The sequence below is a fragment of the Sinorhizobium meliloti genome (genome assembly GCF_017876815.1).
GTDB classification, from domain to species: Bacteria; Pseudomonadota; Alphaproteobacteria; order Rhizobiales; family Rhizobiaceae; genus Sinorhizobium; species Sinorhizobium meliloti.
In genome coordinates this window covers 149,596-174,529 of the sequence record NZ_JAGIOS010000002.1, presented here as the reverse complement: position 1 = coordinate 174,529, position 24,934 = coordinate 149,596, and the positions used below count along the sequence as shown (strand labels likewise).

The 24,934-nt window shown below is 62.7% G+C and carries 24 protein-coding genes; 13 read left to right on the top strand and 11 right to left on the bottom strand.

Features of this window, described 5'->3' with window-relative positions; translation table 11 throughout:
* Positions 1-59 precede the first annotated feature (59 nt).
* The 6 genes from xsc to tauA form a co-directional block, all read right to left on the bottom strand.
* Positions 60-1,835, bottom strand: coding sequence for a sulfoacetaldehyde acetyltransferase (gene xsc / locus JOH52_RS19760; RefSeq protein WP_010975814.1), 1,776 nt, complete (start codon positions 1,833-1,835; stop codon positions 60-62).
* 41 nt (positions 1,836-1,876) lie between these two features.
* Complete coding sequence (locus JOH52_RS19755; protein WP_010975813.1) at positions 1,877-3,277, bottom strand: NAD(P)/FAD-dependent oxidoreductase; 1,401 nt, start codon at positions 3,275-3,277, stop codon at positions 1,877-1,879.
* A gap of 24 nt (positions 3,278-3,301) precedes the next feature.
* Positions 3,302-3,688, bottom strand: a complete 387-nt coding sequence (locus tag JOH52_RS19750; protein ID WP_010975812.1) for a nuclear transport factor 2 family protein — start codon at positions 3,686-3,688, stop codon at positions 3,302-3,304.
* A 116-nt stretch (positions 3,689-3,804) separates the two neighbouring features.
* A complete protein-coding gene (locus JOH52_RS19745) occupies positions 3,805-4,632 on the bottom strand; it encodes an ABC transporter permease subunit (RefSeq protein WP_010975811.1) in 828 nt (275 codons plus the stop codon).
* The gene (locus JOH52_RS19740) at positions 4,625-5,437 is read right to left on the bottom strand and encodes a taurine ABC transporter ATP-binding protein (RefSeq protein WP_010975810.1); all 813 of its coding nucleotides are present in this window, start codon (positions 5,435-5,437) and stop codon (positions 4,625-4,627) included. The genes JOH52_RS19745 and JOH52_RS19740 overlap by 8 nt, the downstream gene beginning before the upstream one ends.
* Positions 5,438-5,525: 88 nt before the next feature.
* A complete protein-coding gene (gene tauA, locus JOH52_RS19735) occupies positions 5,526-6,545 on the bottom strand; it encodes a taurine ABC transporter substrate-binding protein (RefSeq protein ID WP_010975809.1) in 1,020 nt (339 codons plus the stop codon).
* Positions 6,546-6,701: 156 nt separating this feature from the next.
* Between tauA and pdxR the strand changes: the two genes are divergently transcribed.
* The gene (pdxR, locus tag JOH52_RS19730) at positions 6,702-8,177 is read left to right on the top strand and encodes a MocR-like pyridoxine biosynthesis transcription factor PdxR (protein WP_010975808.1); all 1,476 of its coding nucleotides are present in this window, start codon (positions 6,702-6,704) and stop codon (positions 8,175-8,177) included.
* Positions 8,178-8,222: 45 nt separating this feature from the next.
* Here the strand turns inward: pdxR and JOH52_RS19725 are convergent, their stop codons facing one another.
* Positions 8,223-9,158: an AraC family transcriptional regulator gene (locus JOH52_RS19725; RefSeq protein WP_010975807.1), complete on the bottom strand. Its 936-nt coding sequence runs from the start codon at positions 9,156-9,158 to the stop codon at positions 8,223-8,225.
* A 234-nt stretch (positions 9,159-9,392) separates the two neighbouring features.
* Here JOH52_RS19725 and JOH52_RS19720 point away from each other — a divergent pair, with 234 nt between their 5' ends.
* The 5 genes from JOH52_RS19720 (at position 9,393) to JOH52_RS19700 (ending at position 12,860) form a co-directional block, all read left to right on the top strand.
* Entirely contained in the window at positions 9,393-10,136 is a 744-nt protein-coding gene (locus JOH52_RS19720; RefSeq protein ID WP_010975806.1) for an SDR family oxidoreductase, read from the top strand.
* Positions 10,137-10,239: 103 nt separating this feature from the next.
* The gene (locus tag JOH52_RS19715; protein WP_017268117.1) at positions 10,240-11,130 is read left to right on the top strand and encodes an SDR family oxidoreductase; all 891 of its coding nucleotides are present in this window, start codon (positions 10,240-10,242) and stop codon (positions 11,128-11,130) included.
* Positions 11,131-11,363: 233 nt separating this feature from the next.
* Positions 11,364-11,888, top strand: coding sequence for a hypothetical protein (locus JOH52_RS19710; RefSeq protein ID WP_014530386.1), 525 nt, complete (start codon positions 11,364-11,366; stop codon positions 11,886-11,888).
* Between the two features lie 156 nt (positions 11,889-12,044).
* The gene (locus JOH52_RS35130) at positions 12,045-12,239 is read left to right on the top strand and encodes a hypothetical protein (protein WP_227692205.1); all 195 of its coding nucleotides are present in this window, start codon (positions 12,045-12,047) and stop codon (positions 12,237-12,239) included.
* 27 nt (positions 12,240-12,266) lie between these two features.
* Complete coding sequence (locus JOH52_RS19700) at positions 12,267-12,860, top strand: dioxygenase family protein (RefSeq protein WP_010975802.1); 594 nt, start codon at positions 12,267-12,269, stop codon at positions 12,858-12,860.
* 82 nt (positions 12,861-12,942) lie between these two features.
* On the opposite strand, the gene JOH52_RS19695 is transcribed toward JOH52_RS19700, so the two are convergent.
* Complete coding sequence (locus JOH52_RS19695) at positions 12,943-13,317, bottom strand: DUF427 domain-containing protein (protein WP_014527154.1); 375 nt, start codon at positions 13,315-13,317, stop codon at positions 12,943-12,945.
* A 220-nt stretch (positions 13,318-13,537) separates the two neighbouring features.
* Here JOH52_RS19695 and JOH52_RS19690 point away from each other — a divergent pair, with 220 nt between their 5' ends.
* The 7 genes from JOH52_RS19690 to JOH52_RS19660 all read left to right on the top strand — a co-directional run bounded on the left by JOH52_RS19690 (position 13,538) and on the right by JOH52_RS19660 (position 20,953).
* A complete protein-coding gene (locus JOH52_RS19690; RefSeq protein WP_014527155.1) occupies positions 13,538-13,915 on the top strand; it encodes a GFA family protein in 378 nt (125 codons plus the stop codon).
* Positions 13,916-14,072: 157 nt separating this feature from the next.
* Positions 14,073-14,963 carry a substrate-binding domain-containing protein gene (locus tag JOH52_RS19685; RefSeq protein WP_010975799.1) on the top strand — a complete coding sequence of 297 codons (891 nt, stop codon included), beginning with the start codon at positions 14,073-14,075 and terminating at the stop codon, positions 14,961-14,963.
* 101 nt (positions 14,964-15,064) lie between these two features.
* Positions 15,065-16,576 carry a sugar ABC transporter ATP-binding protein gene (locus JOH52_RS19680; protein WP_017272126.1) on the top strand — a complete coding sequence of 504 codons (1,512 nt, stop codon included), beginning with the start codon at positions 15,065-15,067 and terminating at the stop codon, positions 16,574-16,576.
* On the top strand, positions 16,573-17,535 hold the full coding sequence (locus JOH52_RS19675) for an ABC transporter permease (RefSeq protein ID WP_010975797.1): 963 nt from the start codon (positions 16,573-16,575) through the stop codon (positions 17,533-17,535). The genes JOH52_RS19680 and JOH52_RS19675 overlap by 4 nt, the downstream gene beginning before the upstream one ends.
* Before the next feature lie 23 nt (positions 17,536-17,558).
* On the top strand, positions 17,559-18,500 hold the full coding sequence (locus tag JOH52_RS19670; RefSeq protein WP_010975796.1) for a tagatose kinase: 942 nt from the start codon (positions 17,559-17,561) through the stop codon (positions 18,498-18,500).
* A gap of 2 nt (positions 18,501-18,502) precedes the next feature.
* On the top strand, positions 18,503-19,783 hold the full coding sequence (locus tag JOH52_RS19665) for a D-tagatose-bisphosphate aldolase, class II, non-catalytic subunit (protein WP_010975795.1): 1,281 nt from the start codon (positions 18,503-18,505) through the stop codon (positions 19,781-19,783).
* A gap of 111 nt (positions 19,784-19,894) precedes the next feature.
* Positions 19,895-20,953 carry a LacI family DNA-binding transcriptional regulator gene (locus JOH52_RS19660; RefSeq protein WP_003532415.1) on the top strand — a complete coding sequence of 353 codons (1,059 nt, stop codon included), beginning with the start codon at positions 19,895-19,897 and terminating at the stop codon, positions 20,951-20,953.
* A gap of 3 nt (positions 20,954-20,956) precedes the next feature.
* On the opposite strand, the gene JOH52_RS19655 is transcribed toward JOH52_RS19660, so the two are convergent.
* The 3 genes from JOH52_RS19655 to JOH52_RS19645 are packed head-to-tail and all read right to left on the bottom strand — an operon-like array spanning position 20,957 to position 24,931.
* The gene (locus JOH52_RS19655) at positions 20,957-21,328 is read right to left on the bottom strand and encodes a hypothetical protein (protein WP_010975794.1); all 372 of its coding nucleotides are present in this window, start codon (positions 21,326-21,328) and stop codon (positions 20,957-20,959) included.
* A 7-nt stretch (positions 21,329-21,335) separates the two neighbouring features.
* Positions 21,336-23,858: a cytochrome c oxidase subunit I gene (ctaD, locus tag JOH52_RS19650; protein WP_014527159.1), complete on the bottom strand. Its 2,523-nt coding sequence runs from the start codon at positions 23,856-23,858 to the stop codon at positions 21,336-21,338.
* The gene (locus tag JOH52_RS19645) at positions 23,858-24,931 is read right to left on the bottom strand and encodes a sodium:calcium antiporter (RefSeq protein WP_010975792.1); all 1,074 of its coding nucleotides are present in this window, start codon (positions 24,929-24,931) and stop codon (positions 23,858-23,860) included. Before JOH52_RS19645 ends, ctaD begins: the two co-directional genes overlap by 1 nt.
* Between the last annotated feature and the right edge of the window lie 3 nt (positions 24,932-24,934).

Sequence of the window (24,934 nt, the reverse complement as noted above, 5' to 3'; positions counted from 1 at the left end):
TTTTCTTCCCGTTGAATGAGCTCGGCGGTGATCACCGCCGAGCGAGTCGCGAGAGTTTCTTACATACGTCGCTGGGTGCGCATGTCGGCGCGATCGATGCCGGCCACCGCTACCGGCTTCTTCATCGCATCGCGGCGGAAGGGCTCGCCGAGTTCCTGGTTGAGGACGACCTCGACAAAGGTGGTGATCCCCTTGGCCTGGTCCTCGATCGCCTTTGCAAGCGCCTCGGTGAGTGCGGCCGGCGTGTCGACCGTCACGCCCTTGAGGCCGCAGCCATCTGCAACCTTGGCGTAGCTCAGGTTCGGATTGAGCTCGGTGCCGACGAAGTTGTTGTCGTACCAGAGCGTCGTATTCCGCTTCTCCGCCCCCCACTGGTAGTTGCGGAAGATCACCATGGTGATCGCCGGCCAGCCCTCGCGGCCGATCGACGTCATCTCGTTCATCGAGATGCCGAAGGCGCCGTCGCCGGCAAAGCCGACCACCGGCACGTCCGGGCAGCCGATCTTGGCACCGACGATCGACGGGAAACCGTAGCCGCAGGGGCCGAACATGCCCGGCGCCAGATATTTCCTGCCCTGTTCGAAGCTCGGATAGGCGTTGCCGATCGCGCAGTTGTTGCCGATGTCGGTGGAGATGATCGCCTCTTTCGGAAGCACGGCCTGGATCGCCCGCCAGACCTGGCGAGGCGACATGCGATCGGGCTCGCGCTGGCGTGCGCCGACGTTCCACTCCGTGCCCGGATCGTCATCCTCATGGTCCATCGACGAGAGCTGCTGCAGCCAGGCCGAGCGCGTCTGATGGACCAGCGCCTTGCGCTCCTCGCGGCTTGCGTCGCCGGCGGCGGGCGCAAGCTGCTGAAGAATCTGCTGCGCCACCTGTTTCGCATCACCGCAAATGCCGACCGTCACCTTCTTGGTCAGGCCGATCCGGTCGGCATTGATGTCGACCTGGATGATCGCCGCATCCTTCGGCCAATAGTCTATGCCATAGCCGGGCAGTGTCGAGAACGGATTGAGCCGCGTACCCAATGCCAGCACGACATCTGCCTTGCTGATCAATTCCATCGCCGCCTTCGAGCCGTTGTAGCCCAAGGGCCCGACCGACAGCCTATGGCTTCCGGGAAAGGCGTCGTTGTGCTGATAGCCGCAGCACACCGGCGCATCCAGCTTCTCCGCCAGTGCCATGGATTCCTGGATGGCGTTGCCGATGACGACACCGGCGCCGTTGAGAATGACCGGGAACTTCGCTTCCGAAAGTAGCCGCGCGGCTTGGGCGATGGCCGCAGGTCCGCCGGCCGGCCGCTCGAAGCGGACGATGCGCGGCAGGTCCACGTCGATCACCTGAGTCCAGAAGTCCCGCGGGATGTTGATCTGCGCCGGTGCGCAACCGCGCCATGCCTTCTCGATGACCCGGTTGAGGACTTCGGGAATGCGGCTCGGATCGCGCACTTCCTCCTGGTAGCAGACCATCTCCTCGAACATCGCCATCTGGTCGACTTCCTGGAAGCCGCCCTGGCCGATGGTCTTGTTGGCCGCCTGCGGCGTGACCATGAGCAGCGGCGTATGGTTCCAGTAGGCCGTCTTCATCGCCGTGATGAAACCGGTCACACCGGGGCCGTTCTGGCCGATCGCCATCGACATTGTGCCGGTCGCCCGGCTGAAGCCGTCGGCCATCATGCCGGCATTGGTCTCGTGGGCACAGTCCCAGAACCGGATGCCCGCCTTCGGAAACAAGTCCGATACGGGCATCATCGCCGAGCCGATGATCCCGAACGCATGCTCGATGCCGTGCATCTGCAGGACTTTTACAAACGCCTCTTCGGTCGTCATTTTCATGTCATGTTCCTTTCGCGTTGAGGGTAAGGCCGACCGGGCGGCTAAAGAATTTCGTCCTTGAGGTAGTACCAGCGATACATGCCCCACTGGCCGAGGCGTCTGAAAGGCGTGAGCAGGCCGTGGCTCGGGAGCGGCGACGTGAAGATCGGCAGGTCGAGTGCGCCGCCCTTGCCCGCCACCATCTGGGCCATGCGGCGGCCGGCCTGGGCGGAATACATGACGCCGTTGCCGCCATAGCCCATCGCATAGAACAGCGGCTGTTTTGGATCGGGCCGGAAGATCCGCGGCATCATGTCGTGGCTGACATCGACCCAGCCCCACCAGGAATAGTCGATCGTGATCCCCTTCAGGATCGGATACTTTCGGTAGAGCCCTTCGAGCAGCCGATCGAGATGTTTGGGGTTGACCGCATCGCGGCCGGTGATGGCGCTGCGGCTGCCGATCTGCACGCGGCCGTCCGGCATCATCCGGTAGTAGTGGCGCAGCGTGCGCGTATCGGTGAGCGGGATCCGCGTCTTGAAGTTCAGTTCGGCGCGTTCTTCCTCGGTCAGCGGGCGCGTGACGATCGAGTTCGAGAGGATCGGCATCAGCCGGTGCCGCGTCAGCGTATGCAGGTCCGGCGAGGTATAGCCCGCCGTCGCAATGCAGACGGCGCGCGCACGAACGGTGCCGCCCGGCGTAGTCAGATGATAGGCGCCGTTCTTCCAGTCGCAGCCGAGAACGGGGCTGGCCGTGTGGACCCGCGCACCGAGCTTGCGTGCCAGATTGAGGTAGCCGAAGGCGAGCTTGGCCGCGTGGATGCCCATGCCGTCCGGTTCGTACATCGCCCCCCTCGCCTCCTCGTCGCGTACGAAGTCGCGGTGGACCTCATCGCGGCCGACGATACGCGACCGGTAGCCGAAAACCTCGTTGAGAAGCCGAGACTCGGCTTCGAGCGCCGGCATCACCTTGTCCCGATGGGCGATATAAAGATGGCCGCCGTCCTGAGGGTCGCAGTCGATCTCGGGCGAGCGGATCAGGTCCCGGAACAGATCGAAGGCTTCGCTGATTTCGCCATGCAGCCTTTTGGCCACATCGACGCCCCAGCGCTCGATCCATTGCGAACGCTTGAGCCGGCCGGCGGAAATCTGCGCCTGACCGCCATTGCGGGTGCTGCAGCCCCAGGCGACGCCATTGGCTTCGAGCACCGTCGCCTTGATGCCATGCTCCTGGGCCAGATGGATCGCGCAGGAGAGCCCCGTATATCCGGAGCCGACGATAGCGACGTCGACGTCCATATCGCCGCTAACGGGCCCATCGTCGGCAGGCGGAGTGCCGGCCGTGCCGATCCAGTAGGTCGGCGCATAGTCCTTGCCGTCGCCCGGATTGGGCGCGCGGATCGGATCATAGGTCGGATCGAAGGGCTTCCGCGATGCGATCGGTCTGGCCAGTTGGTGTTCCATGTCGTGATCCTGCCCTGGAGGCTCTCAGTATCTCGGCTGCGGTTCGATGAGCGGTCGGTTCTTTCGGAATGCCTGCTTGCGGACGATCTTTCCGTCGCGAAGCGTGAAGAGATCGCAGCCTTCTGCGACGATGCGCGTACCGTCCTCATTGGTCCCCGAGAACGTCCACTCGGAGACGGCGCGATCACCGTGGACGAAGTGGCTGTGATGATCCCAATGGGCATCCCGCATTGCCGTCCATACGCCTGAGAAGGCATCGGCGATCGCTTCGGCGCCGGCGATGCGCTTGCCGCAGGCCTCCGGGCCGGCAACGGCGTTGAAGACGCAATCGGCGGCGAAAAAGGCCATGACGTTGTCGATGTCGTGCCTGTTGAAGGCGTCGAAAAGCTTTGCAAGATCTTCGGCGGTCATGTCGAAATTCCTTGTTCATGCCTGGGCATGGCTTCGCCGGGCGGGCGGCCGTGGGCCCGTTCAAATGCTTGAGAAGAGGTTGTCCGGGGCGGCCGACTAGGTCCGAGCGGCTGCCGTCACACTTTGCCCTTCCAGGGAATGAGCGCCTTTTCGAGGTAGCGGATCATGAGATCGAAGGCGAAGGCGAAGACGCCGATGACGACGATGCCCATGATGACCGTATCGCTGGCGAGGTATTCGGCGGCATTCAGCACCATGAAGCCGAGGCCACGATGGGCGGCCACCATTTCGGCGGCGACGAGCGTGGTCCAGCCGACCCCGATCCCGATACGCATGCCGGTGAATATCTCCGGCAGAGCAGCCTTCAGGATCACATGTCCGATCACCTGGGCTCGCGTCGCGCCCATCGCGTAAGCCGCATGGATCTGTTCCGTCGAGACCGAGCGGACACCGGCTCTGGCGGCGATCGCCATCGGCGCGAAGATCGCCAGATAGATCAGGAACACTTTCGGGAATTCACCGATGCCGAGCCAGATGATGATCAACGGCAGATAGGCGAGCGGCGGCAGCGGCCGGTAGAATTCGATGATCGGGTCGAAGAGCCCGCGCACGACCCGGTTGACGCCCATCAGGATGCCGACGGGAACGGCCGTGACGAGTGCCAGCAGGAAAGCTCCGAGCACGCGGCCGAGACTTGCCAGCGTATGCTGTGCCAAAGTGGAGTTCGAGACGCCTTCGGTAAGAGCGATCACGAACTTGTCCCAGACGGCGAGCGGCGACGGCAGGAACAGCGGCTTGATCCAGCCCATTTCGGTCACGAGCAGCCAGAGCGCGATGAACGCAAGGGCCGTGAGCAGGCTGATGTGGCCGCTCATGCCGTCGCCCGGCGCACCGTAGATCCTGCCCGGACGAACCGGTTTGCTCTTTGCGACACCCTCAAGCATGGAGGAGCTCCGGGTTGCCGGATTGGAGCTCGTCGCCATAGATGATGCCGAGGATTTCTTCACGCATGTCGATGAAGTCGCGGCTGGATTTGATTGCGCGTGCATTGCCGTTCTCCAGGAAGCGTTTGTTGAAATCGAGCTCGTAGGTATGGGTGATGCGGCCCGGACGGGGCGACATCACGATCAGCCTGGAGCCGAGGAACAGCGCCTCCTCGACGCTGTGGGTGATGAAGAAGAACATCTTGTTGGTGAGTTGCCACACTTCCAGCAGCAATTCCTGGATGGTCTCGCGCGTCAGTGCGTCGAGGGCAGCCATAGGCTCGTCCATGAGCAGCATCGCCGGATCGCAGGTGAGCGCGCGGGCGATGCCGACACGTTGCTGCATGCCGCCGGAGAGGTGATAAATCATGTGCCGGTGGAAATCCTGCAGCCCGACAAGCGCGAGATTTCTCGTCGCCAGGTCTCGCCGGGTCGCCTTGTCGACACCCCTGAGCTTCAATCCGAACTCGGTATTGTCGATGACGTTGAGCCACGGGAGAAGCGCGTGCTTCTGGAAGACGACGCCGCGGTCGGCGCCCGGGCCGGTGATGCGGCGGTCTCCCAGCATGATTTCCCCGTCGCTCGGCGCCATGAAGCCCGCCATCAGGTTGAGGAGCGTGGTCTTGCCGCAGCCCGATGCACCGAGCGCGACGACGAAATCGCCGCTTTTGATTTCGAGATTCACGCCCTTGAGCGCGATAACCGCCTGGTCCGAATAGAGACCGGGATAGGTCAGACTGACATTGCTGACGTTGAGCGTTTCCATATCGCAGGCCTTCCTGGAAAGTGCTGTGTCGAGGGTATCAGCGGCGCTCCTAACCGCGCACGACGCTCGGGCGGGAGCGCGTCGTCTGCTACTTGGCGGCTTCTTTCGCATAGGCGCTGTTGACGAAGGGTGCGTAGTCGTCGAGCGCAGTGTCGATCTGTTTCTGAGCGACCAGGAACTTGGCGCTCGCCTCCAGCGCCCGGACAGCGCCGCCGCCAAGCCACTTATCGGAGACCTGTTCGTCGGCGGTCGGGAAGGACAGGAGGTTCAGTGCCTGGACGATACCCTCGGCGTCGCCGCCGATCAGCTTGACCATGCCCTGGACCTGCGGCGAGTCGGCCTTCCAGCCGCTGCCATTCGCCTTGTAATCGGCATAGGCGTCCGCGAGCACCTTGGTGAAGGCGGCCATGAATTTGGGGTTTTCCTCCGCCCATTCCTTGTCGGCCACAAGCCCGTCGAAGGTCGGCACGCTCGCGGCGCCGATCGCCTCGGAATCGGAGATGACCTTGCCGCTCTTCAGGAGTTCCGACAGAGCCGGCGGCCAGACATAGGCGGCATCGATATCGCCGCGCTGCCAGGCAGCGACGATCTGCGGCGGCTTCATGTTGAGGATGTTCACTTCCCTCGGATCGGTTTTCCATACCTGTTCGAGGCCGACCAGCAGATGGAAGTGCGACGTCGAGACGAAGGGGACACCCACATTCTTTCCCTTCAGGTCTTCCGGCTTTTCGATGCCGGATCCTTCTCGTGCGACGAGTGCTTCCGACTTGCCGATATTGTCGAGGATCCAGAAGAGTTCGAGCTCGACGCCGCGGGACGCTGCGGCTGTCGTTCCGGTCGAGCCGATGACACCTATCGGCACGTTTCCGGAGGCGAGCGCCGTCGAAATGTCACCGCCGGAGCTGAACTGGCGCCAATCGATCGTATAGCCGGCTTCCTTCGCTGCGGCATCGAAACGACCGTCGGCAATCGCCGAGATGAACGGACCGACGATCTGCTGATAGCCCACGACGACGCTGGTTTCCGCTTGGGCGGCGAAGGAAGTGAGGACGCCGGCGGCGATAGCCACGGCTCCGGACAAGTGCTTGAAACTTCTAAGGTGGATCATGTCGTTACCCTCTTTGGTTATGTCGCCCCGCTTTTTGCGGGGTCGCGCCGTACATTGAATGACGGTCTTTGCTTGCTGAATAGAAATAGGCCCACGCTTCGGATTGCCTTATATCCAGATAGGAAGTTAGATGAGTCCAGTTGGGCGAGGTGAACAATGGCGGGCTCGACCGTCTCCGAAACGATCTTTTTCCTTGACCGGGCCAGCCAAACGGGCCTGCAGGCGCAGATCCGCGAAACGATCGTTTCGGCCGTATTGTCGGGCCGCCTGGCGCCGGGCGCCCAATTGCCCTCCAGCCGCAAGCTTGCGGCCTATCTGAATATTTCGCGGATCACCGTAACGCTCGCCTATCAGGAACTCGCTTCCCAGGGCTATGTGGAGGCGGCGAACCGGAGCGGCTACCGTGTGGCCGGCAAGCCCCCAACGACAGCCATCGCGATGCAGGCCGCCCATGCTGCGGCCGATGCCATCGACTGGTCGGCCAAGTTGCGCTCGACCTTCATCGTGGCCAAGCAGATGCGTAAGCCCCTCGACTGGCGAACCTACCCTTATCCGTTCCTATACGGTCAGATGGACCCGTCGCTGTTCGACCTCACGGCCTGGCGCGACTGCGCGCGACGGGCGCTGGCGCGCGAGGATTTCGAGCTGATGGCGGGCGACTTCGCGGCGGCGGACGACATCCAGCTTGTCAACTATATCTGCTCGCGCACATTGCCGGGCCGCGGCATCCGCGCGAACCCCGACGAGATCCTGGTGACGGTGGGCGCGCAGAACGCCCTCTGGATCGTCATCCAGCTCCTGTTGCGTCAGGGCGCCCATGCGGTCTGCGAGAACCCCTGCCATCCCGACATGAGTGCATCGCTTCGCTTGAGCGGCGCCGGGATCACCTTCGTCGACGTGGACAAGGACGGCCTGCCGCCCGCCGCGCTTCCAGAAGAGGTCGATGCCGTGTTCGTCACGCCCAGCCATCATTCGCCGACCGGCGCGACGATGCCGATCGAACGGCGGGCGGCCTTGCTCGAGGCGGCCGCCTCCAAGGACTTCATAATCGTCGAGGACGATTACGAGTTCGAGATGAGCTTTCTGGCGCCCCCCTCCCCGGCCCTCAAGGCCTTCGACCGCTGCGGCCGGGTCTTCTACATCGGCAGTTTCTCCAAGTCGTTGTTTCCCGGCCTGCGTCTCGGCTATCTGGTGGCGCCGGCTGCCGTGATCCGGGAGGCGCGGGCACTACGGGCCTTGATGTTGCGGCATCCGCCGGGGCACCTCCAGAGAACGGCCGCCTATTTCCTGGCGCTCGGACACTATGATGCCGTGCTGCACCGCATGCGCGAGGAGTATCATCGCCGCCACATCATCATGGACGCTGCCCTCCGGGATGCCGGATTGGAGATCGCCGGATCTGCGGCTTTCGGCGGCACGTCCTTCTGGATCGAGGGGCCGGAAGGTCTCGATGCGGACTTGCTGATGAACGCTTTGCGAAAGGACGGCGTGCTGATCGAATCCGGGTCGCCCTTCTTCCCGAAGGACGACGGCCCATGCCGCTTCTTCCGCATGGGCTACTCGTCGATCGCGCGCAACCGCATAGCCGACGGCGTGGCCCTGACTGCGGCGCGGATCGCGGAGCGGGGTTAGAATGAGCCTTGCAGAGGGTGTTCGTGGAGGACATTGGCCACGACGCTAATGAAGCTCTGCGCCCAATGCATCCGCTTGAGAGTGCTTGAAGATTGATGAAATGGCTCGAGCGCGGAGAGCGTCCTGCTTTGGCGGCATGTTGAAGAGCCGACCATACTCGCGCGTGAACTGGGAAACGCTTTCATAGCCCACTTCGAATGCCGCGTTGCTTGCCGAGAAGCCTTGGTCGAGCATGAGACGTCGTGCTTCGATGAGACGCAGTCGCTTCTGATACTGTCCCGGCGTCAACGAGGTCATCATCTTGAAGTGCTTGTGAAATGCGGTGAGGCTCATCGCCGCTGCCGCTGCGAGGCGTTCGACAGGCACGCGCGAGCGATACTCGGTCCTGAGAATCGCTATGGCGGCAGCCAGGCGGCCGGCATAACTGTCGGGGTCGGCAAGCGTCCGCAGCGCAGGACCATGCGGACCCGATAGGAGCCAGTAATGCAGTTCCCGCATGATGCCGGGCCGCAGAATCGGCACCGCGTCCGGTCGGTCCAGAAGATGCATCAGGCGCGACGCGCAATCGAGCATCGCTCCTTCGGTATCTTCCGCGAACAGCGTTTGCATTCCCGATGAACGTAGTGAGCAAGTATCGCCGATCTGGGCCGCGACTTCGCGCAGGAGCGCCATCTCCAGTTCCACTGCGATCGCAAGATAGGGCGCACCCGAGCTCGCCTCGACGATCCGTCCGACCACAGGCATGTCGGCCGCCACGATGACGGATTGTCCTCCGTAGAATACACGTTCTTCGCTTCCCACTATCATGCGCTTCGCGCCTTGCAGCACGAAACAGACGAGTGGCCGGTAGACGGAGTGTAGGTCGCCGGCCGGATCTTCAACGCACATCGTGCGCAACCCTGGCACGGTAGTGACGGCCAAGCCGTCGCGGTTCGCGTGGCAGCGTGCATAGGTCCGGACAGCTTGCTTGAGCGCATTCATATCGCTTGTTCCTGCTTTTCGGCCTGAACGTAGCACGTCAGCGAGGGAGTTTCACCGCCCCTGCAGGATAAGGCAAGTTATGCGCAGGCCAGGGCAAGCTTCCATGCTCGCGTTCGCTGTAAAAAACTCCTGACAACGTGGATGCAGATCCTCTTGCTTTCGGATGTCCGCCACCGAAATGGCAGACCTATGGGGAGAGCAACGGTCCGCAGATAGAGGTGGAGAAAGTTCAAAGTGAAAACGACGGGAAACACAATTCTCATTACCGGCGGCGGCTCCGGGATTGGCCGGAAGTTGGCCCAGCGTTTCAACGCGCTCGGAAACACCGTGATTGTAGCAGGCCGGCGCATGGAGACGCTGGAGGAAACGATCGCCGGCCGCCAGGACATGTACGCAGTGGCGGTCGACGTTGACGATCGTGACCACATCAGGGAATTCGCCGGGCGCGTGCTGACCGAGCACCCGGCCCTGAACGTACTGGTCAATAATGCCGGCATCATGCGTCGGGAGGACCTGTCCGGGAAGCGTGACCTGCGTGACGCAGAGCAGACGATCACCACTAATCTTCTGGCACCGATCCGGCTGACGAACGAGCTGATCGATCATCTCATCAGGCAGTCGGAGGCGACCATCGTCAATGTGAGCTCCGGTCTTGCCTTCGTGCCTATGAGCAGCACGCCGACCTACAACGCCACAAAGGCGGCAATCCATTCATACACGGTCTCGCTGCGCGAACAGCTCAAGGGAAAGGTCGAGGTCATCGAGCTTGCACCGCCTGCGGTGCAAACCGAACTCACACCCGGCCAATCTACGCGCGAAGGCTATATGCCCTTGGCCGCCTTTATCGACGAGACAATGACGCTGTTCCTCCAGCAGCCGACGCCCCGAGAAATTCTGGTGGAACGGGTCGGCTTCCTGCGCTGGGCGGAGCGAAACGGGAACTTCGACAAGGCCGTCGAGATGCTCGGTTCAAGCTGAGTGAGACGCTCTCGTGTGATGCCGCGATGAAGCGTGCGCCTTTGAATTCACCGGTTATGGGAAACTCGGTCGACGCAGCGTCGACTCAATCGCCGAAAAGGAGATGAAAGTGACAGATAACCAGAATGTGTCCGGTACCAATGCGGTGTCGCGGCGCAAGCTGCTGGCCGGAGCTGGCGTTCTTGCCACATCGGCCGCCATGGCAGGCTTGGCTCAAGCGCAGTCCGCGGCAACGCCGGACGGAACGGTGCCGGGAACTGCCGGCCGTCCAAGAGTTGCACTGGTAACTGGCTCGTCCAGAGGAATAGGTGCGGCAACGGCACGACAGCTAGGCCGCGACGGCTATCGAGTGGTGGTAAATTGCGTGGTGAACAGGGATCTGGCAGCCCAGGTCGCGCGCGACATCGAGGCCAGCGGAAGCCCGGCTATCTGGCGGCAGGCGGATGTGCGGGATCCCGCAGCCGTGCGAGCGCTGTTCGATGCCGGCGAAGAGGCGTTCGGCGGCATCGACGTCGTGGTGGCAAACGCCGGGGTCATGCATCTGGCACCCTTCGCCGACATGTCCGACGAAGACGTCAACCACATGTTCGACGTCAACATCCTCGGGAGCTTCCACACGTTGCGCGAAGCCGCGCGGCGCGTTCGCGACGGTGGCCGGATATTCCCGCTTTCCTCCACCATTACCAGGTTCCGCACGGAAACCTACGGACCTTACGCGGCCTCGAAAATGGCTCAGGAACTGTATGCCACCGTTTTGGCGAAGGAGCTGGCGGGGCGGAACATCTCCGTCAATGCGATTGCTCCGGGCGTGGTCAACACGACACTGTTCACCGACGGCAAAACTGAAGCGGAGCTCGCTGGTTTTGTAAAACGCACGCCCCATGGACGGCTCGGCGAGCCGAACGACATCGCCAATGTCATTTCTCTCTTGTGCAGCGGCGGTGCGTCTTGGGTGAACGGTCAAGTCGTATACGCGAATGGTGGCATTGCGTAGATGACGTGCGGTAGCGATCTGCTTTTGCGAGGTGGTCAACAATATCATGGCTTCCGTAGCCCGACATCTGGGCGCGGAGGTGCCGCTGCCAAGGGTGTTGGTCATCGAGATCGGTTCGATGCCGGCGAGCCCCGCATCCCGACGCCACCGCCAACACATGCCAACTTTTCGCTCTGCGTGAACAAAGGGTGCGCAGCCCTTCAACTGGCGAAGCACCTTAGCCAAAGGAAACGATGATGAACTTGAAAGGGTTTCCAGCCGCCGGTGCCTTGCCCCTGGGCAAGATGTTGAGAAGGACCGCGGGAACAGGGTTGCTTCTGGGCCTCATCCTGGTCGGCATCGCGCGAGCCCATCACGGCTTCGACGGGCGGTACAATCTTGCCACACCCGTCTGGGTCGAGGGGTTGGTGGTCGAAGCGTATTTCGGCAATCCACACTCCGAACTTACCGTCGAGATCTCCAGCGATTTGTCCATGCCTGCGCCCCTGCCCGACCTTGGTCCTGCAGCCAGCTTTCTCGACGCGCAATCGCTGACGGTTCCTGAAGACGTCGTTGGACAGACTGTTGTCCTCGAACTGCCGCCGACGGCCCAATATTCATCGCTCGGCGACCGCATCGCTAGAGGAGACCGGATTGCTGCGGTCGCTGTACGGAATTGCGACCCGCCACGCCAACTCAACGTCCAGTGGCTGCAGCTGCCGGGGGGTGAGGTGGAGAGCCGTACCGTCGCAATGAGCTATATGGTCGAAGAATGCTGACTGAGATCCTCGATGTTGTCGCCGGTTCGTCGCAGATCGGCTATCTCCGCGCCAGCCGGGTTGCCTATGCCTCGGTCAACGCTGCACATGTCGTCGGGATCAGCTTTGCTCGTCGGTGCAATCGTCAGCTCCGACCTGAGAACCGCGGGCTTGTGGATGGCGGATCGTTGGCGGGAATGGTTGGCGACATGCGTGCCGGTTGCCGCTTTCGGGCTGGCGCTCGCGCTGATCTCCGGCATGATGCTGTTTTCCGTCCGGGGTGGAGCTTACATCGCGTACCCGGCCTTCCAGCTCAAGACGCTGATCCTGGCTGCAGGGCTGGTGAATGTATTCGCTTTCCGGCCGCCTTAATATATTGATGCTCAAGGGACCAAACCCATGAAACAGACGCGCAGAACTGTCCTACAGTCATTGCTGGCCGCACCGCCAGCTATGATTTTCACCGGATCGTCCGCCCATGTTTGGGCGCAGCTCTCGGCACTCCCTCTCACGCCTGCATGCGAAACGGGATCAGTGTCCACGCCGCAGCAGACGCAAGGTCCATTCTACCGTCCCAACGCGCCGCAAAGAAACGATCTCACGGCCGATGCCGGATCGCGACGTCGGTTTTCCCTGCGCGGTTTTGTGTTCGATACCGGCTGCCGGCCAGTGCCGGAGGCGATGGTCGAGATTTGGCATGCAGACGAGCGTGGCGAATATGACAACGACGGCTATCGCTGGCGCGCCTATCAGCTTACCGATGATGCCGGTCGGTGGGGTTTCGACACGATCCTGACGCAGCACTATTCGTTCCGCACGGCCCATTATCATATCCGCGTGCAACCACGAGGCGGCGAGGTGTTGACTACCCAGCTCTACTTTCCCGACCATCCTAGAAACCACGGCGACAGGCTGTTCGATCCGAGGCTGGTCATGGCGCTCGACGATGACCGGAGCACTGGAAGGTTCGACTTCGTCGTCCCAAGCCTCTGAAGGCCGTGCATCCCTGACGATTGCAGGTTGCGGCGATGCCGGAAGCCGTCATTCGGCGCTTGCCGAGTTACGGGCCTGCCGCTTAGCTTTCCTCGATCGAATCCACCCGGTCCGGATAGAACGCCATGTGGTCCTTGATTTCACGGACCGCGTCATGCGGATTCTCATAGGTCCAGACGGCATTCTTCGAGCGCTCGCCACCGGCTGCGATGCTGTAATAGGACGCATCGCCTTTGTAGGGGCAATAGGTCCCATGATCGGTGCGCGCAAGCAGCGACATGTCGACGTCGTTGCGGGGGATGTACTGCACGGGCGGATAGGACGCCTCGCGCAATGTGAGCGCGTCGCGCGTATCGGCTACGACGCGGCCATCGAGCTTGACGACGACGCGTCCGGGATTGCGTTCGACAGTGATCGGATGGTCGGGGCCTGGAATTCTGATCGGCTTTTCTGACATGAGCCTTCGCCTTCAGGTGGTTGCACCGCCTCTTAGATAGGGTCACGCCGCCCGCTCCCCAAGGGCCGCATGCCCCGACGGCTGGGATGGCTTCCTGTCCGGCCAAAACAAATCATGAAACATCGGAGATTTGAAAGAGTTGGAGCGGGATGCCGGCGGAACGCGCATGCGCCTTTCCTTGATCCCGCTCGAAGTCCAGCCAGATTGGAGATGCCAGCAGATGATTACGAGAACAGGCGGGTGCCTTTGCGGAGCGCTGAGATATGAGGTGAGCGGAGAACCTTTGCGGGTGGGACTTTGCCATTGTGCGGACTGCCGCAAGGAAAGCGGCTCCTCTTTCGTGACCTTCGCCGTCTGGCCCACCCGGGCTTTCAAGAGCTCTGGCGAAGTCAAGATATTCGCCGGCCGTGGCTTTTGCCCCGACTGCGGATCGCGGCTCTTCAACCCGGGAGAAGAGGAAACCGAAATTCGCGTCGGTTCACTGGACGACGCCCCGGCCGCTCTCAATCCGCAATACGAGATCTGGGTCGTCCGGCGGGAGAGCTGGTTGCCTCCCCTTCCCGTGCCGCAATATCCGGGGGATCGAAGCTCCGGCTAATATTTTCTCGTGCGCTCATCTTTATTGGTATGCGTACTTTTTAAAATTGACGCGCGGTAAGTTTTGTGATGTTTACTCCCTGCCAAGGTCAGGGACGGGAGGGCCTGCCTGCCTGGTTGCAAACGTTGAAGGCCCGCCGTTTCCAAGGGAGGGAACCATGAACATGCCCCGCATTCTCAAAACTCTCGTCGCCGGCACCGCGCTCACATTGCTGGCATCCGGCGCCTTCGCCGACGGCATCGGCGCATCGCTCCTGACCCAGCAGCACCCGTTCTACATCGAGCTCGCCGAGGCGATGAAAGCCGAAGCCAAGGAGAAGAACGTCGCGCTCGAGGTGGCGATCGCCAATCAGGACCTCAACAAGCAGCTCGCCGACGTCGAGGACTTCATCGTCAAGGGCGTTGATGTGATCGTCATTTCGCCTGTCGACAGCCAGGGCGTACGCGCCGCCATCGCAAAGGCGGAAAAAGCCGGCATCAAGGTGATCACCGTCGACGTTCCCGCTAATGGCGCGACGGTGACGTCGCATATCGGCACCGATAATTTCACCGGCGGCGTGAAGGCGGGCGAGCTCATGGCCGAGGTTCTCGGAAACAAGGGCAAGGTCGCCATTATCGACTATCCGACCGTTCAGTCGGTGGTCAATCGCGTCAACGGCTTCAAGGAAGCGATCGCCAAGCATCCGGAAATGGAGATCGTCGCGACGCAGACGGGCATCACCCGCGCCGAAGCCCTCGCTGCCGCACAGAACATGCTGCAGGCCAATCCCGACATTACCGGCATTTTCGGTTTCGGCGACGATGCGGCCCTTGCCGCGGCCGTTGCCGTCAAGGCCGCCGGACTGGAATCGCAGGTCAAGGTCATCGGTTTCGACGGCATGAAGGAAGCACGCGATGCCGTCGATGGCAATCCGGTGATGGTCGGCGTGATCCAGCAATTCCCGGACCAGATGGGCAAGCAGGCGATCGACACCGCCGTAAAGGTCGTCGCCGGCGAGACGGTACCGGCCGAGCAGCCGATCGTACCGGGCGTCTATACCGGGAAATAGGTCCCTCCCAGGACGGCTGCCGCCTCGGGGCGGCGGCATACCACGAGCGTATCCGGCGCATGGTGCCGGATACGCTCCGGTCCGGCTGAAGGAGGCCCGCCATGCATGGTTCCGCTGCGGATACCATTCTCAAGATCACCGATGTCACCAAATCCTTCGGGCAGGTCGCCGCCCTCAAGGGGATGCGGCTCGAAGTCCGGCGCGGCCGGGTTCATACGCTGCTCGGCGAAAACGGCGCCGGCAAATCGACATTGATGAAGATTCTCGCCGGCGTGCACGGGGCAACGTCAGGAGAGATCGTTCTCGACGGGCAGGCCTACCGGCCCGCCAACCCGCAGGAGGCCGCCTCGCTCGGGCTGGCGATCGTCTTCCAGGAATTGAGCCTCTGCAACAATCTGACGGTCGCTGAGAATATCCTCGCCACGCGCGAGCCGCGCCGTTTCGGCTTCATCAACGACAAGGCGCTCGTCGCGAAGGCGCACCGGATCGTAGCCGACCTCAGACTTCCCATCGACGTGACGGAGAAGGTCGGCAATCTCTCGATTGCCCAGCGACAGCTCGTCGAGATCGCCAAAGGCCTGAGCCATGATGCCAAGGTCGTCATTCTGGACGAGCCGACTTCCTCACTCAGCGACAGCGAGGCCGAGATCCTCTTCGAGATCATCGGCCGGCTGAGGCAGCGCGGCGCCGCGATCATCTATATTTCGCACCGCATGGAAGAGATCATGCGGCTCAGCGACGACATCACCGTCATCAGAGACGGCGAATATGTCTCGACGCATGCGCGCGACGAGGTCACCATCGAGACGCTCATCGCGTTGATGGTCGGGCGCCGCATGGACGAAATCTACCCACCGCCGGTGCACCATGTGGCGGCGGACAGGGCCCCGGTCCTTGCAGTCGACCGGCTGACGCGCGAAGGCGAGTTTCAGGACGTGTCCTTCGACGTGCGCGCCGGTGAGATCGTCGGCTTCTTCGGGCTTGTCGGTTCGGGCCGCTCGGAGGTGATGAACGCGCTTTTCGGCATGAAGAGCGCCGCAGGCACGGTGCGCCTCGATGGCGAGGTCGTGCGGTTCCGTTCCCCGGACCAGGCCATCGCCCGCGGCGTCGGTTTCGTGACGGAGAACCGGAAGGAAGAGGGCCTCGTCCTCGGCCATAGCGTCGAGTGGAACATATCCATGGCGGCTCTCGCAGACTTCGCCGGAGGGTTGGGCTTCATCCGCAACGGCGCGGAACGGGCCGCGGCATCCGAACAGGTCGGGAAGCTCTCGATCAAGACGAACTCGCTGGAAACGCCGGCGGGGGCGCTCAGCGGCGGCAACCAGCAGAAGATCGTGCTCGCCAAGTGGCTGCTCACGCGACCCAAGGTGCTGATCCTCGACGAGCCGACCCGCGGCGTCGACGTCGGCGCGAAATTCGAAATCTACAAGATCATCCGCGAGCTGGCGGCCGAGGGAACGGCAATTCTGCTGATCTCCTCCGACCTGCCCGAAGTCCTGGGAATGAGCGACCGCGTGGTCGTCATGCATGAGGGCGCGCCCGGCGCCACGCTCGAAGGCTCTGCCCTCACTCCAGAGACGATCATGGCTCACGCGACAGGTTTTCAATCATGACACAGAACACAGCAGCCAAAGCCGCCCTGGTTCGGGCTCTCAAGCAATATGGCGGCATCTTCCTTTCGCTGGTGATGCTCTGCATCGTCTTTTCCTTCTTCAACCCGCGCTTCATGACGGTTGTAAACTTCATGAACATCCTGCAGCAGGTCGCCGTTGTTGCGATCGCGGCCTTCGGGATGACATGGGTGATCCTGCTCGGCGAGATCGATCTTTCCGTCGGCTCGATCATCGCGGTGGCAGGAATGGTCGGGGCGCAATGCTTTGCCTTCGGAATGGGTTTCGCGCCGGCAATCGCGCTGACGCTCGCCGCCGGCGCCCTGATGGGAATGTTGAACGGGGTGCTGACGGCCAAACTGCTCTTGCCGTCCTTCATCGTCACGGTCGCGACCATGGGTATCTATCGCGGCATGGTCAGCCTGCCGACCAACGGAGCACCGGCCATGATCGAGAACGAAACCTGGACCGCAATCGGTACCGAGAGCTTCCTGGGACTGCCGATCATCATCTGGGTCGTCGCCGTTCTCTTCGTCATCAATCAGATCGTGCTCAGCAAGACGAGCTTCGGCCGGCGCGCCTATCTGACCGGCGGCAACCGTGAGGCGGCCGTCTACTCCGGTATCAAGGTCGACCGGCTGAAGATCCTGATCTTCATGATCTCCGGCGTGATGGCGGCCATCAGCGGCGTGCTGCTTTCCTCCCGCCTGTTCTCCGCACAGACCAATGCGGGCATGAGCTACGAGCTTGACGCCATCGCCGCGGCCGTTCTCGGCGGCACCAGCCTTGCGGGCGGCGTCGGAACCATGGTCGGCACGCTGATCGGCGCGCTCATCATCGGCGTCATGAACAACGGCATGAACATGCTCTCCGTCCCCTACTTCTACCAGCTGATCGTCAAGGGACTGGTGATCCTCGTCGCCGTCTGGCTCGACGTCCGTGCCAAGCAGGCAAAGCGCTGAACCCCGACACGAGTGACATCCACATGCACAAGATACTGACGATCGGCGAGATTCTCGTCGAGATCATCGCGACCGAGAAGGGTGACGGGTTCCGGAAGGCGACGCCGCTCATCGGCCCCTTCCCTTCCGGTGCACCGGCCATCTTCATCGACCAGGCCGGCAAGCTCGGTCAGCCATGCGCGATCATCTCCCGCGTCGGAGGGGATGATTTCGGCACGGTCAACCTCGAACGCCTCAAGCGCGACGGCGTCGACATTTCCGGCATCGAGGTCGATCCGCTCGCCACGACCGGCAGCGCCTTCGTCCGCTACCGGCCCGATGGCAGCCGCGCTTTCGTGTTCAACATCCGCGACAGCGCCTGCGGCAAGATCACGCTCGACGAGCGCATGACCCGGCTCGTCGGCGAATGCAGCCATGTCCATGTCATGGGCTCTTCGCTCTACGCGCCGAGCGTGGTCGAGAGCATTCTCGCCGCGATCGGCATCGTCAAGGCCGGCGGGGGCACGGTCTCCTTCGACCCGAATCTTCGTCCGGAGATCCTCAAAAGCCCCGGTATGCGCGAGGCGCTGCTTACGGTGCTCGCCGAGACCGATCTCTTCCTGCCGAGCGGAGACGAGCTTTTCCTCTTCACCGAAGCAAAGACGGAAAGTCAGGCGGTTGCGGAACTCCTCGCATCCGGCATCAAAGCCGTCGTCGTCAAACGCGGCGCGGCGGGCGCCAGCTATTTCGATGCCGGGGCGGCGCTCTCCCTGCCGGGCTTCCCGGTCGAGGAGATCGACCCGACCGGGGCCGGCGATTGCTTCGGAGCCACCTTCGTCAGCTTCTGGCTCAACGGGGCGAGCCCTCGCGAGGCCCTTGAATTCGCCGCCGCTTCCGGCGCCCGCGCCGTCATGCACTTCGGCCCTATGGAAGGCGCTTCGACACGCGCGGAACTCGAACGATTCATCAGCGAGCAACAGGCCTGATCATGCAAGAGAACCATCTCATCGACATCGCCCGGTGGAGCGAGCGTCCCGGCCCGCGCGGAATACCGTCGATCTGTTCCGCGCACCCGCTCGTCATCGAAGCTGCCATGCTGCGCGCACACCGGGAGAAAGCGCCGGTGCTGATCGAAGCGACCTGTAACCAGGTCAATCAGGACGGCGGCTATACGGGCATGACGCCTGAGGATTTCACCCGCTTCGTCGGCGCCATCGCCGACCGGATCGAATTCCCCCGGGAGAAGATCCTGCTCGGCGGCGACCATCTCGGCCCCAATCCCTGGAAGCATCTCCCCGCCGATGAGGCGATGGCCAAGGCAGAGGCGATGATCACGGCCTATGCGAAAGCCGGCTTCACCAAGCTGCATCTCGACACCAGCATGGGATGCGCCGGCGAACCGACGGCGTTGCCCGACGCCACCACGGCGGCCCGCGCGGCGCGGCTGGCGGCCGTCGCCGAGGATGCCGTCGGCGGCCGTGGGGGCGTACTCCCGGTCTACATCATCGGCACCGAAGTCCCGATACCGGGCGGCGCGCTCGAGGAGCTAGACACCCTCGAAGTGACTGCTCCCGAAGCTGCCATCGAGACCGTGCGCGTCCATCGCGCGGCGTTCGAGGAGGCCGGCGCCGCCGGGGCCTTCAGCCGCGTCGTTGGCGCCGTCGTCCAGCCGGGCGTGGAATTCGGCAACGAGAACGTCATTGCCTATGATCGTGCCAGGGCCGAAAAGCTCAGCGCCACTCTGGGCCAACTTCACGGGATGGTCTTCGAGGCCCATTCCACCGATTACCAGACGCCGGATGCGCTTCGCGAACTGGTCGCCGACGGCTTCGCGATCCTGAAGGTCGGACCCGGCCTCACCTTTGCTCTTCGCGAAGCCCTCTACGGCCTCGACCAGATCGCTGCCTTTCTCTTTCCGGCTGCGCGTGAGCGGACGCTTGCCGAAGTCACGGAAGCGGTGATGCGCGAGGAACCGGCGAACTGGGCAAAATACTACCACGGCTCGGCGGAAGAGCAGCGACTTCAGCGGCACTTCTCCTATAGCGACCGCATCCGCTATTACTGGCCGCATCCGAAGGCCGCTGCAGCCGTCGACGAACTCATGTCTCTGCTCGACGGCGTCGCGATCCCGGAAACGCTGATCAGCCAGTTTCTCGCCGGCAGCTACGCGCGCGTTCGCAATGGCGAGGTCGCGCCGCAGGCCAAGCCGTTGGCACTTGCCGCCGTCGACGCTGTTCTGCAGGATTATTTCGCAGCGTGCCGGGTCTAGATCAAGAAGTTGAGACGCGGGATGCGGGCGGCGGAAAACCGCTGACACTTTTCCTCAACCCGCTCTAGCGGAAGCGCCGTGATCGGTGAATATTCCGAAAGATCAAATCAGATGAGCGGGGACGCTTCGACCGTGACGAGACAGATCAAGACGATGGAGGATTTTTCGGAGTTCGTCGGCCTGTCGCGCCCCACCGTCTCCAAATATTTCAACGATCCCTCATCGGTGCGCAAGAAGACGCGCGACGCCATCGAGGCGGCGATAAAGCAATCCGGCTTTCGGCCGAACATCTTCGCCGTCAACCTGAACCGCCGCCGAACCAACATCCTCGGGGTCATCGTGCCCAATTCGACGGACCCGTTCTACATGGCTCTGACGCGCCGGATCGAGCACATTGCCGATCAGGCGGGGTTCCTCGCCTTCGTCCTTTCCTCGGACGGCAGGCCGGAGATGGAAGAACGGGCGATCGAAACCTTCAAGTCGATGAACGTCGCCGGCGCGATCATCGCGCCGCTCGGCGTCCAGTCGCATCACCAGAAGCTGAGTGCGCTCGGACAAAGCATCCCGCTGATCTATGTCGACTCGCCGCTCGACGACAGTTCCTCCTTCGTCGGAACCGACAACCGGCAGAGCTTCAGGCTGATGGTCGACTATCTCTGCCGTTCGGGCGGGCCGCCCTGCTATCTCGGCATGCCCCCGGTCAACAACAACGCCATGGCGCGCCAGGACGCTTATGTCGAGGCCATGCGGCAACTGAAGATGAAACCGGAGGTCGTGGAGACGACGGCATATGCCTCCTGGGACTTCGAGAAGTTCGGCTTCGACGAGACGCTCCGCATCCTGTCAAAGGGCGGTTTCCCGACGCAAACCGTTCTTTGCGCCAACGACCGCGTCGCCTTCGGCGTCATTGCCGCCGCGTTTCAGTCGGGCCTGAAGGTCGGGCGCGATGCCGACAGTGATCTGAGGGTCGCCGGCCACGACGACCATCCCTTGTCCCGCTACACCTGTCCGCCACTGACGACGGTCGCGCAGAACTACAACGAAATCGGCAGGCTGGCGATCGAACTGCTCCTGTTCAAGCTCGGCGAAACATCCGGCAACGGCGAAGCCTTTCGGGAGGACGAACGCATTTTGCTGAGCGCGGAGATCATGTTGCGCGGTTCGGCTTAGATATCACCTGAACTGTGCGCATGGCGCAAGCGCGAGTGCTCCCGAGCCGGTCCACAGGACACCCGTTAGGGCCAGGACTGTCAGAAGGCGTTCCGCGCGGATCAGGAAGGGCTGGTCGTCTCCCTGGTCGGCACAGCGCAGCGCTTGCGCGAGCTTTCCCGGAAACGAGAAGGCCAGCAAGAGTGCTCCGGCCGCGGCGAGTGTGGCCACAACGATGGATCCCGGAACGATGGTGGTCGCCCACGGGCCCCCGGCGGCGCATGCCACGGCGTGGAAGGTATAGACGGCAAGCAGATGTCCACCCCAAAGGATCGGCCCGGCCAGAAGAAAGAGAATTGCGCCGGCAATGGGTGGTTCGCGGATTGGATCGTTCATGACGCACCTATCCGATCAGTCGCGGGAAGCCGTGAATCAGTCCGAGGCCCAGCAGCGACTGGGCGACGGTGTAGTGATAGAGCAGCGCGTAGCTGTCGTAGGTCACCCGCCGGACGGCATCCAGCTTCGCGGCCAGATGCCGCGCCATTGCGAACAGCCCCATGATCACCAGGGCGAAGACGAGCTGAGCGAAGAGAACGGCGCCGAGATAAACCATGGCTCCGTAGGCGTTCCCCTTGGGGCTCAAGCCAGTCGCCAAGTGTCCCCGGAGTTCAAGTGCGAACGCACCCGTCAGGCAGGCGAGCGAAAGAAGCAGAGCGACCGACATTGCCACGCGCGACGCCGAGAACACGCCCAGCCTGCGGCTGACAAGCCATAGGATACCCGAGCCGGCGAGAAGCAGCGCCGCGGACCCCAAGGGCCAGCCAAGCGGCGGTGGTTCCGGGGAACCGATTGGTGCCCAGACCTCCGGCGAGACGACCCAGAGGAACAGGTAGGAAAAGACATAGGCGAGATAGAGGGACGCCGCAACGAACATCAGGACCACCATCGCCCACCAGGAGTGCGACGTCGGGCCGCTCATATAGGTGGGAAGACGGACGCCCTTGGCGATTTCGATCATGCCTTTCGAAGGCCCGGGGTCGAGCCCCCAGGCCCAGACTAGGATGAAGGCGATGGCGAGAACTCCGCAGATGGTCGCGATCGTCACCATCTTGACCGTCAGCAGCAGGAAGAACGCGGCCGTGAAGACGGCCGCGAGGAAAGGCGGCCAGCCGGGACCGGGCATCTGGATGACATATTGCGGACGGGCATGGATCGGCGAGGTCACGATCGTTTCTCGCCAGCCGGTCGGAGCGTTTGGAAGATAATGATGGCCGTCGCGTACCTCCTGAGGGAGGCTCGGCCGGTCCCAGAGCGGTTCGCGACTGGTAATGTGGGGAATGCTTCGGGTCGAGTAGACGTCGTTCGGCAGCCATTCCAGTGTGCCCGCGCCCCAAGGGTTCTCCTGAGGCCCATTCCCGAGGCGAAACTTCGCGGCGAGATCCACCAGAAAGACGAGAACGCCGACGGCAAGCACATAGGTCCCCACCGTGGAGATGAGGTTCAGCGTGTCCCAGCCCATTTCGCCGGGATAGGTCCAGACTCGCCGCGGCATTCCTCTGAGTCCGGTCAGATGCATCGGCAGGAAGGTCACGTTGAAGCCGATGAAGATCAGCCAGAACACCCACCGGCCCAGCCGTTCCGAGAGCATCCGGCGGCTGAAGAGCGGCATCCAGTAATAGATCGCCGCAAACAGCGGAAATACGAAACCGCCGATCAGCACGTAGTGGAAATGTGCAACGACGAAATAGGTGTCGTGTACCTGATGGTCGAAGGGCACCATGGCCACCATGACGCCGGTAAGCCCTCCAAGGGTGAAAATGAACAGGAAGCCGAGAATGAACAGCGATGCGGTCGTGATCCGGAAGCGCTCCCGTCCCGCGGCGATGGTCGCGATCCAGGAAAAGACCTGGATGCCCGAGGGAACGGCGACCGCCATGCTGGCGGCGGAGAAGAAGGCGAGGCTCAGCGCCGGAATGCCTGTCGTGAACATGTGGTGCACCCAGAGCCCGAAGCTGAAAAACCCGGTGCCGATCAGGGCGACGACGATCAGGTGATAGCCGACGAGCGGCGTGCGGGCCATCGTCGGTACCATCATCGAGACGAGGCCCGCGGCCGGAAGGAAGATGATGTAGACTTCCGGGTGCCCGAAGAACCAGAAGAGATGCTGCCAGAGCAGCGGATCTCCCCCGAGTGCGGCTGTGAAGAAGGGCCATCCGAACGCCCGCTCGATCTCCAGCATCATCGTCGCCAGGATCACCGCCGGGAAGGCGAACATGATCATGCTGGCGAAGATCAGCATCGTCCAGGCGAAGATCGGCATCTTGGCGAGCGACATGCCCGGCGGCCGCGTCCTCAGCGCGCCAACGACGATCTCCACTGCCCCGGCGATCGCCGAAATCTCGATGAAGCCGATGCCGAGCAGCCAGAAATCGGCGTTGTCACCCGGCGAATACTCCATGAGCGTCAGCGGCGGATACATGAACCAGCCGCCTTTCGGCGCGAGGTCGTAGAAGATGGTCGAGAAGAAGACCAGCCCGCCGACCACGTAGGCCCAGATGGCGAAGGCGCTGAGGCGCGGAAAGGGCAAGTCGCGCGCCGCCAGCATCTGCGGCAGCAGCATGACGCCGAGCGCCTCGACCGCCGGCACCGCAAAGAGGAACATCATCGTCGTGCCATGGACCGTGAACATCTGATTGTAGAGGTCCTGGTCGACGAGGCGATTGTCGCCGAGGGCGAGCTGCGTGCGCATCACGACGGCCAGCAGACCGGCCATCAGGAAGAAGAGAAACGCGACGCCGAGATAGAGAAGACCGATCACCGTATTGTTGACAGCCGTCACCAGCCGCCAACCGCGCGGCGTCGCCCAGATGCGCTCCAGTTCGCGGACCTCGCCTTCGGGCCGGGGATCGGGATTTGGCAGTTCCATCATCCGCCTCCACCGCCAGTGTCGCGCAGGAAATAGAGGACGACCAGCCCCGCCAGGTAAACGCTGAGGACCGCAAAGGAGTCGTAACCCATCCTGAGGATTGTCCGGTCCCGCCGTTCGACCAGTCCGATGAAGAAGATCGCCGTGACCGTGATCGCGATCAGCGCTGCAAACGCCTCGAAGCGCCCGGCGCCGTTCATCACCGCGTCGGCACCTCCGGTGACATCGATGATGAAAAGAAGGGACAGATCTATGAGGTTCGTGCCGAAGATGTCCGACATGGCCATGGTATAGAGGCCGGCACGCGTGGCGCTGAACACCGTGCTGACTTCCGGCAGCGACGTGGCAATCGCCACGAGGACCGCACCGATGAAGCTCTGGCCGAGTCCGGTCGCTTCGGCGATCGCGTCTCCCGAACGCGACAGCAGATAGCCTGCGACGATGATGACGGCGCCGCAGCCCGCAGTCGCCCAGCCCACCTCACGCAGCGATTTCTTCTTGCTGTCCTCGGCCTCCTTCCGCGCCCTCTCTTCCTCCTTCTCCGGCGTGACCTCCTCGTCATTCGCTATCCAGGGCCTGTCGCGCTGCGTCCGTGACAAGACCCACATGCCGAAGCCCGTGACCGCTGCAAGCAGCCACATCCACAGGCCCGAGAAAAGCACCGGCACGTCGCCCACCACGATCGAGGCGGCGACGATCGACAGGAGAAGGATTTTGAATCCGCCCTGCAGCATGACGACCGGGTCGGGAATGACCGAGGTCAGTGCCCGGCGGCCGATCAGCATGTCGGCAAGGGCGAGGATCGCCACCTGCATGGCGATGCCGCCGAGGATGCTGTTGACCGCGAGACTGGCGTCACCGCTGAGCGACGAGGTCACGCCTACCGCCAGCTCCGGCAGGGAAGTGATGCCGCCGAGAAGCACGACGCCAATGAAGGCTTGGCCTACTCCCGTCTTCTCGCTGATCGCATTGGCATAACCAGTGATTTTGACTCCTGCCATCCAGACTGCCACGGCCGCCCCCGCGAAAATCGCGAGATTCAGCCAAAGTCCAAGGCCGGCGAAGTCAAGCATAGG

What these genes read in the sequence shown, in the direction of transcription:
- JOH52_RS19655 (WP_010975794.1), bottom strand. Translation starts at nt 21,328, where the DNA reads ATGAACGATCCAATCCGCGAACCACCCATTGCCGGCGCAATTCTCTTT.
- JOH52_RS19675 (WP_010975797.1), top strand. Translation starts at nt 16,573, where the DNA reads ATGACACAGAACACAGCAGCCAAAGCCGCCCTGGTTCGGGCTCTCAAG.
- pdxR (WP_010975808.1), top strand. Translation starts at nt 6,702, where the DNA reads ATGGCGGGCTCGACCGTCTCCGAAACGATCTTTTTCCTTGACCGGGCC.
- JOH52_RS19700 (WP_010975802.1), top strand. Translation starts at nt 12,267, where the DNA reads ATGAAACAGACGCGCAGAACTGTCCTACAGTCATTGCTGGCCGCACCG.
- JOH52_RS19725 (WP_010975807.1), bottom strand. Translation starts at nt 9,158, where the DNA reads ATGAATGCGCTCAAGCAAGCTGTCCGGACCTATGCACGCTGCCACGCG.
- JOH52_RS19690 (WP_014527155.1), top strand. Translation starts at nt 13,538, where the DNA reads ATGATTACGAGAACAGGCGGGTGCCTTTGCGGAGCGCTGAGATATGAG.
- JOH52_RS19695 (WP_014527154.1), bottom strand. Translation starts at nt 13,317, where the DNA reads ATGTCAGAAAAGCCGATCAGAATTCCAGGCCCCGACCATCCGATCACT.
- ctaD (WP_014527159.1), bottom strand. Translation starts at nt 23,858, where the DNA reads ATGGAACTGCCAAATCCCGATCCCCGGCCCGAAGGCGAGGTCCGCGAA.
- JOH52_RS19670 (WP_010975796.1), top strand. Translation starts at nt 17,559, where the DNA reads ATGCACAAGATACTGACGATCGGCGAGATTCTCGTCGAGATCATCGCG.
- JOH52_RS19740 (WP_010975810.1), bottom strand. Translation starts at nt 5,437, where the DNA reads ATGGAAACGCTCAACGTCAGCAATGTCAGTCTGACCTATCCCGGTCTC.
- tauA (WP_010975809.1), bottom strand. Translation starts at nt 6,545, where the DNA reads ATGATCCACCTTAGAAGTTTCAAGCACTTGTCCGGAGCCGTGGCTATC.
- JOH52_RS19715 (WP_017268117.1), top strand. Translation starts at nt 10,240, where the DNA reads ATGAAAGTGACAGATAACCAGAATGTGTCCGGTACCAATGCGGTGTCG.
- JOH52_RS19750 (WP_010975812.1), bottom strand. Translation starts at nt 3,688, where the DNA reads ATGACCGCCGAAGATCTTGCAAAGCTTTTCGACGCCTTCAACAGGCAC.
- JOH52_RS19745 (WP_010975811.1), bottom strand. Translation starts at nt 4,632, where the DNA reads ATGCTTGAGGGTGTCGCAAAGAGCAAACCGGTTCGTCCGGGCAGGATC.
- JOH52_RS19665 (WP_010975795.1), top strand. Translation starts at nt 18,503, where the DNA reads ATGCAAGAGAACCATCTCATCGACATCGCCCGGTGGAGCGAGCGTCCC.
- xsc (WP_010975814.1), bottom strand. Translation starts at nt 1,835, where the DNA reads ATGAAAATGACGACCGAAGAGGCGTTTGTAAAAGTCCTGCAGATGCAC.
- JOH52_RS35130 (WP_227692205.1), top strand. Translation starts at nt 12,045, where the DNA reads ATGGCGGATCGTTGGCGGGAATGGTTGGCGACATGCGTGCCGGTTGCC.
- JOH52_RS19645 (WP_010975792.1), bottom strand. Translation starts at nt 24,931, where the DNA reads ATGCTTGACTTCGCCGGCCTTGGACTTTGGCTGAATCTCGCGATTTTC.
- JOH52_RS19660 (WP_003532415.1), top strand. Translation starts at nt 19,895, where the DNA reads ATGAGCGGGGACGCTTCGACCGTGACGAGACAGATCAAGACGATGGAG.
- JOH52_RS19710 (WP_014530386.1), top strand. Translation starts at nt 11,364, where the DNA reads ATGATGAACTTGAAAGGGTTTCCAGCCGCCGGTGCCTTGCCCCTGGGC.
- JOH52_RS19685 (WP_010975799.1), top strand. Translation starts at nt 14,073, where the DNA reads ATGAACATGCCCCGCATTCTCAAAACTCTCGTCGCCGGCACCGCGCTC.
- JOH52_RS19755 (WP_010975813.1), bottom strand. Translation starts at nt 3,277, where the DNA reads ATGGAACACCAACTGGCCAGACCGATCGCATCGCGGAAGCCCTTCGAT.
- JOH52_RS19680 (WP_017272126.1), top strand. Translation starts at nt 15,065, where the DNA reads ATGCATGGTTCCGCTGCGGATACCATTCTCAAGATCACCGATGTCACC.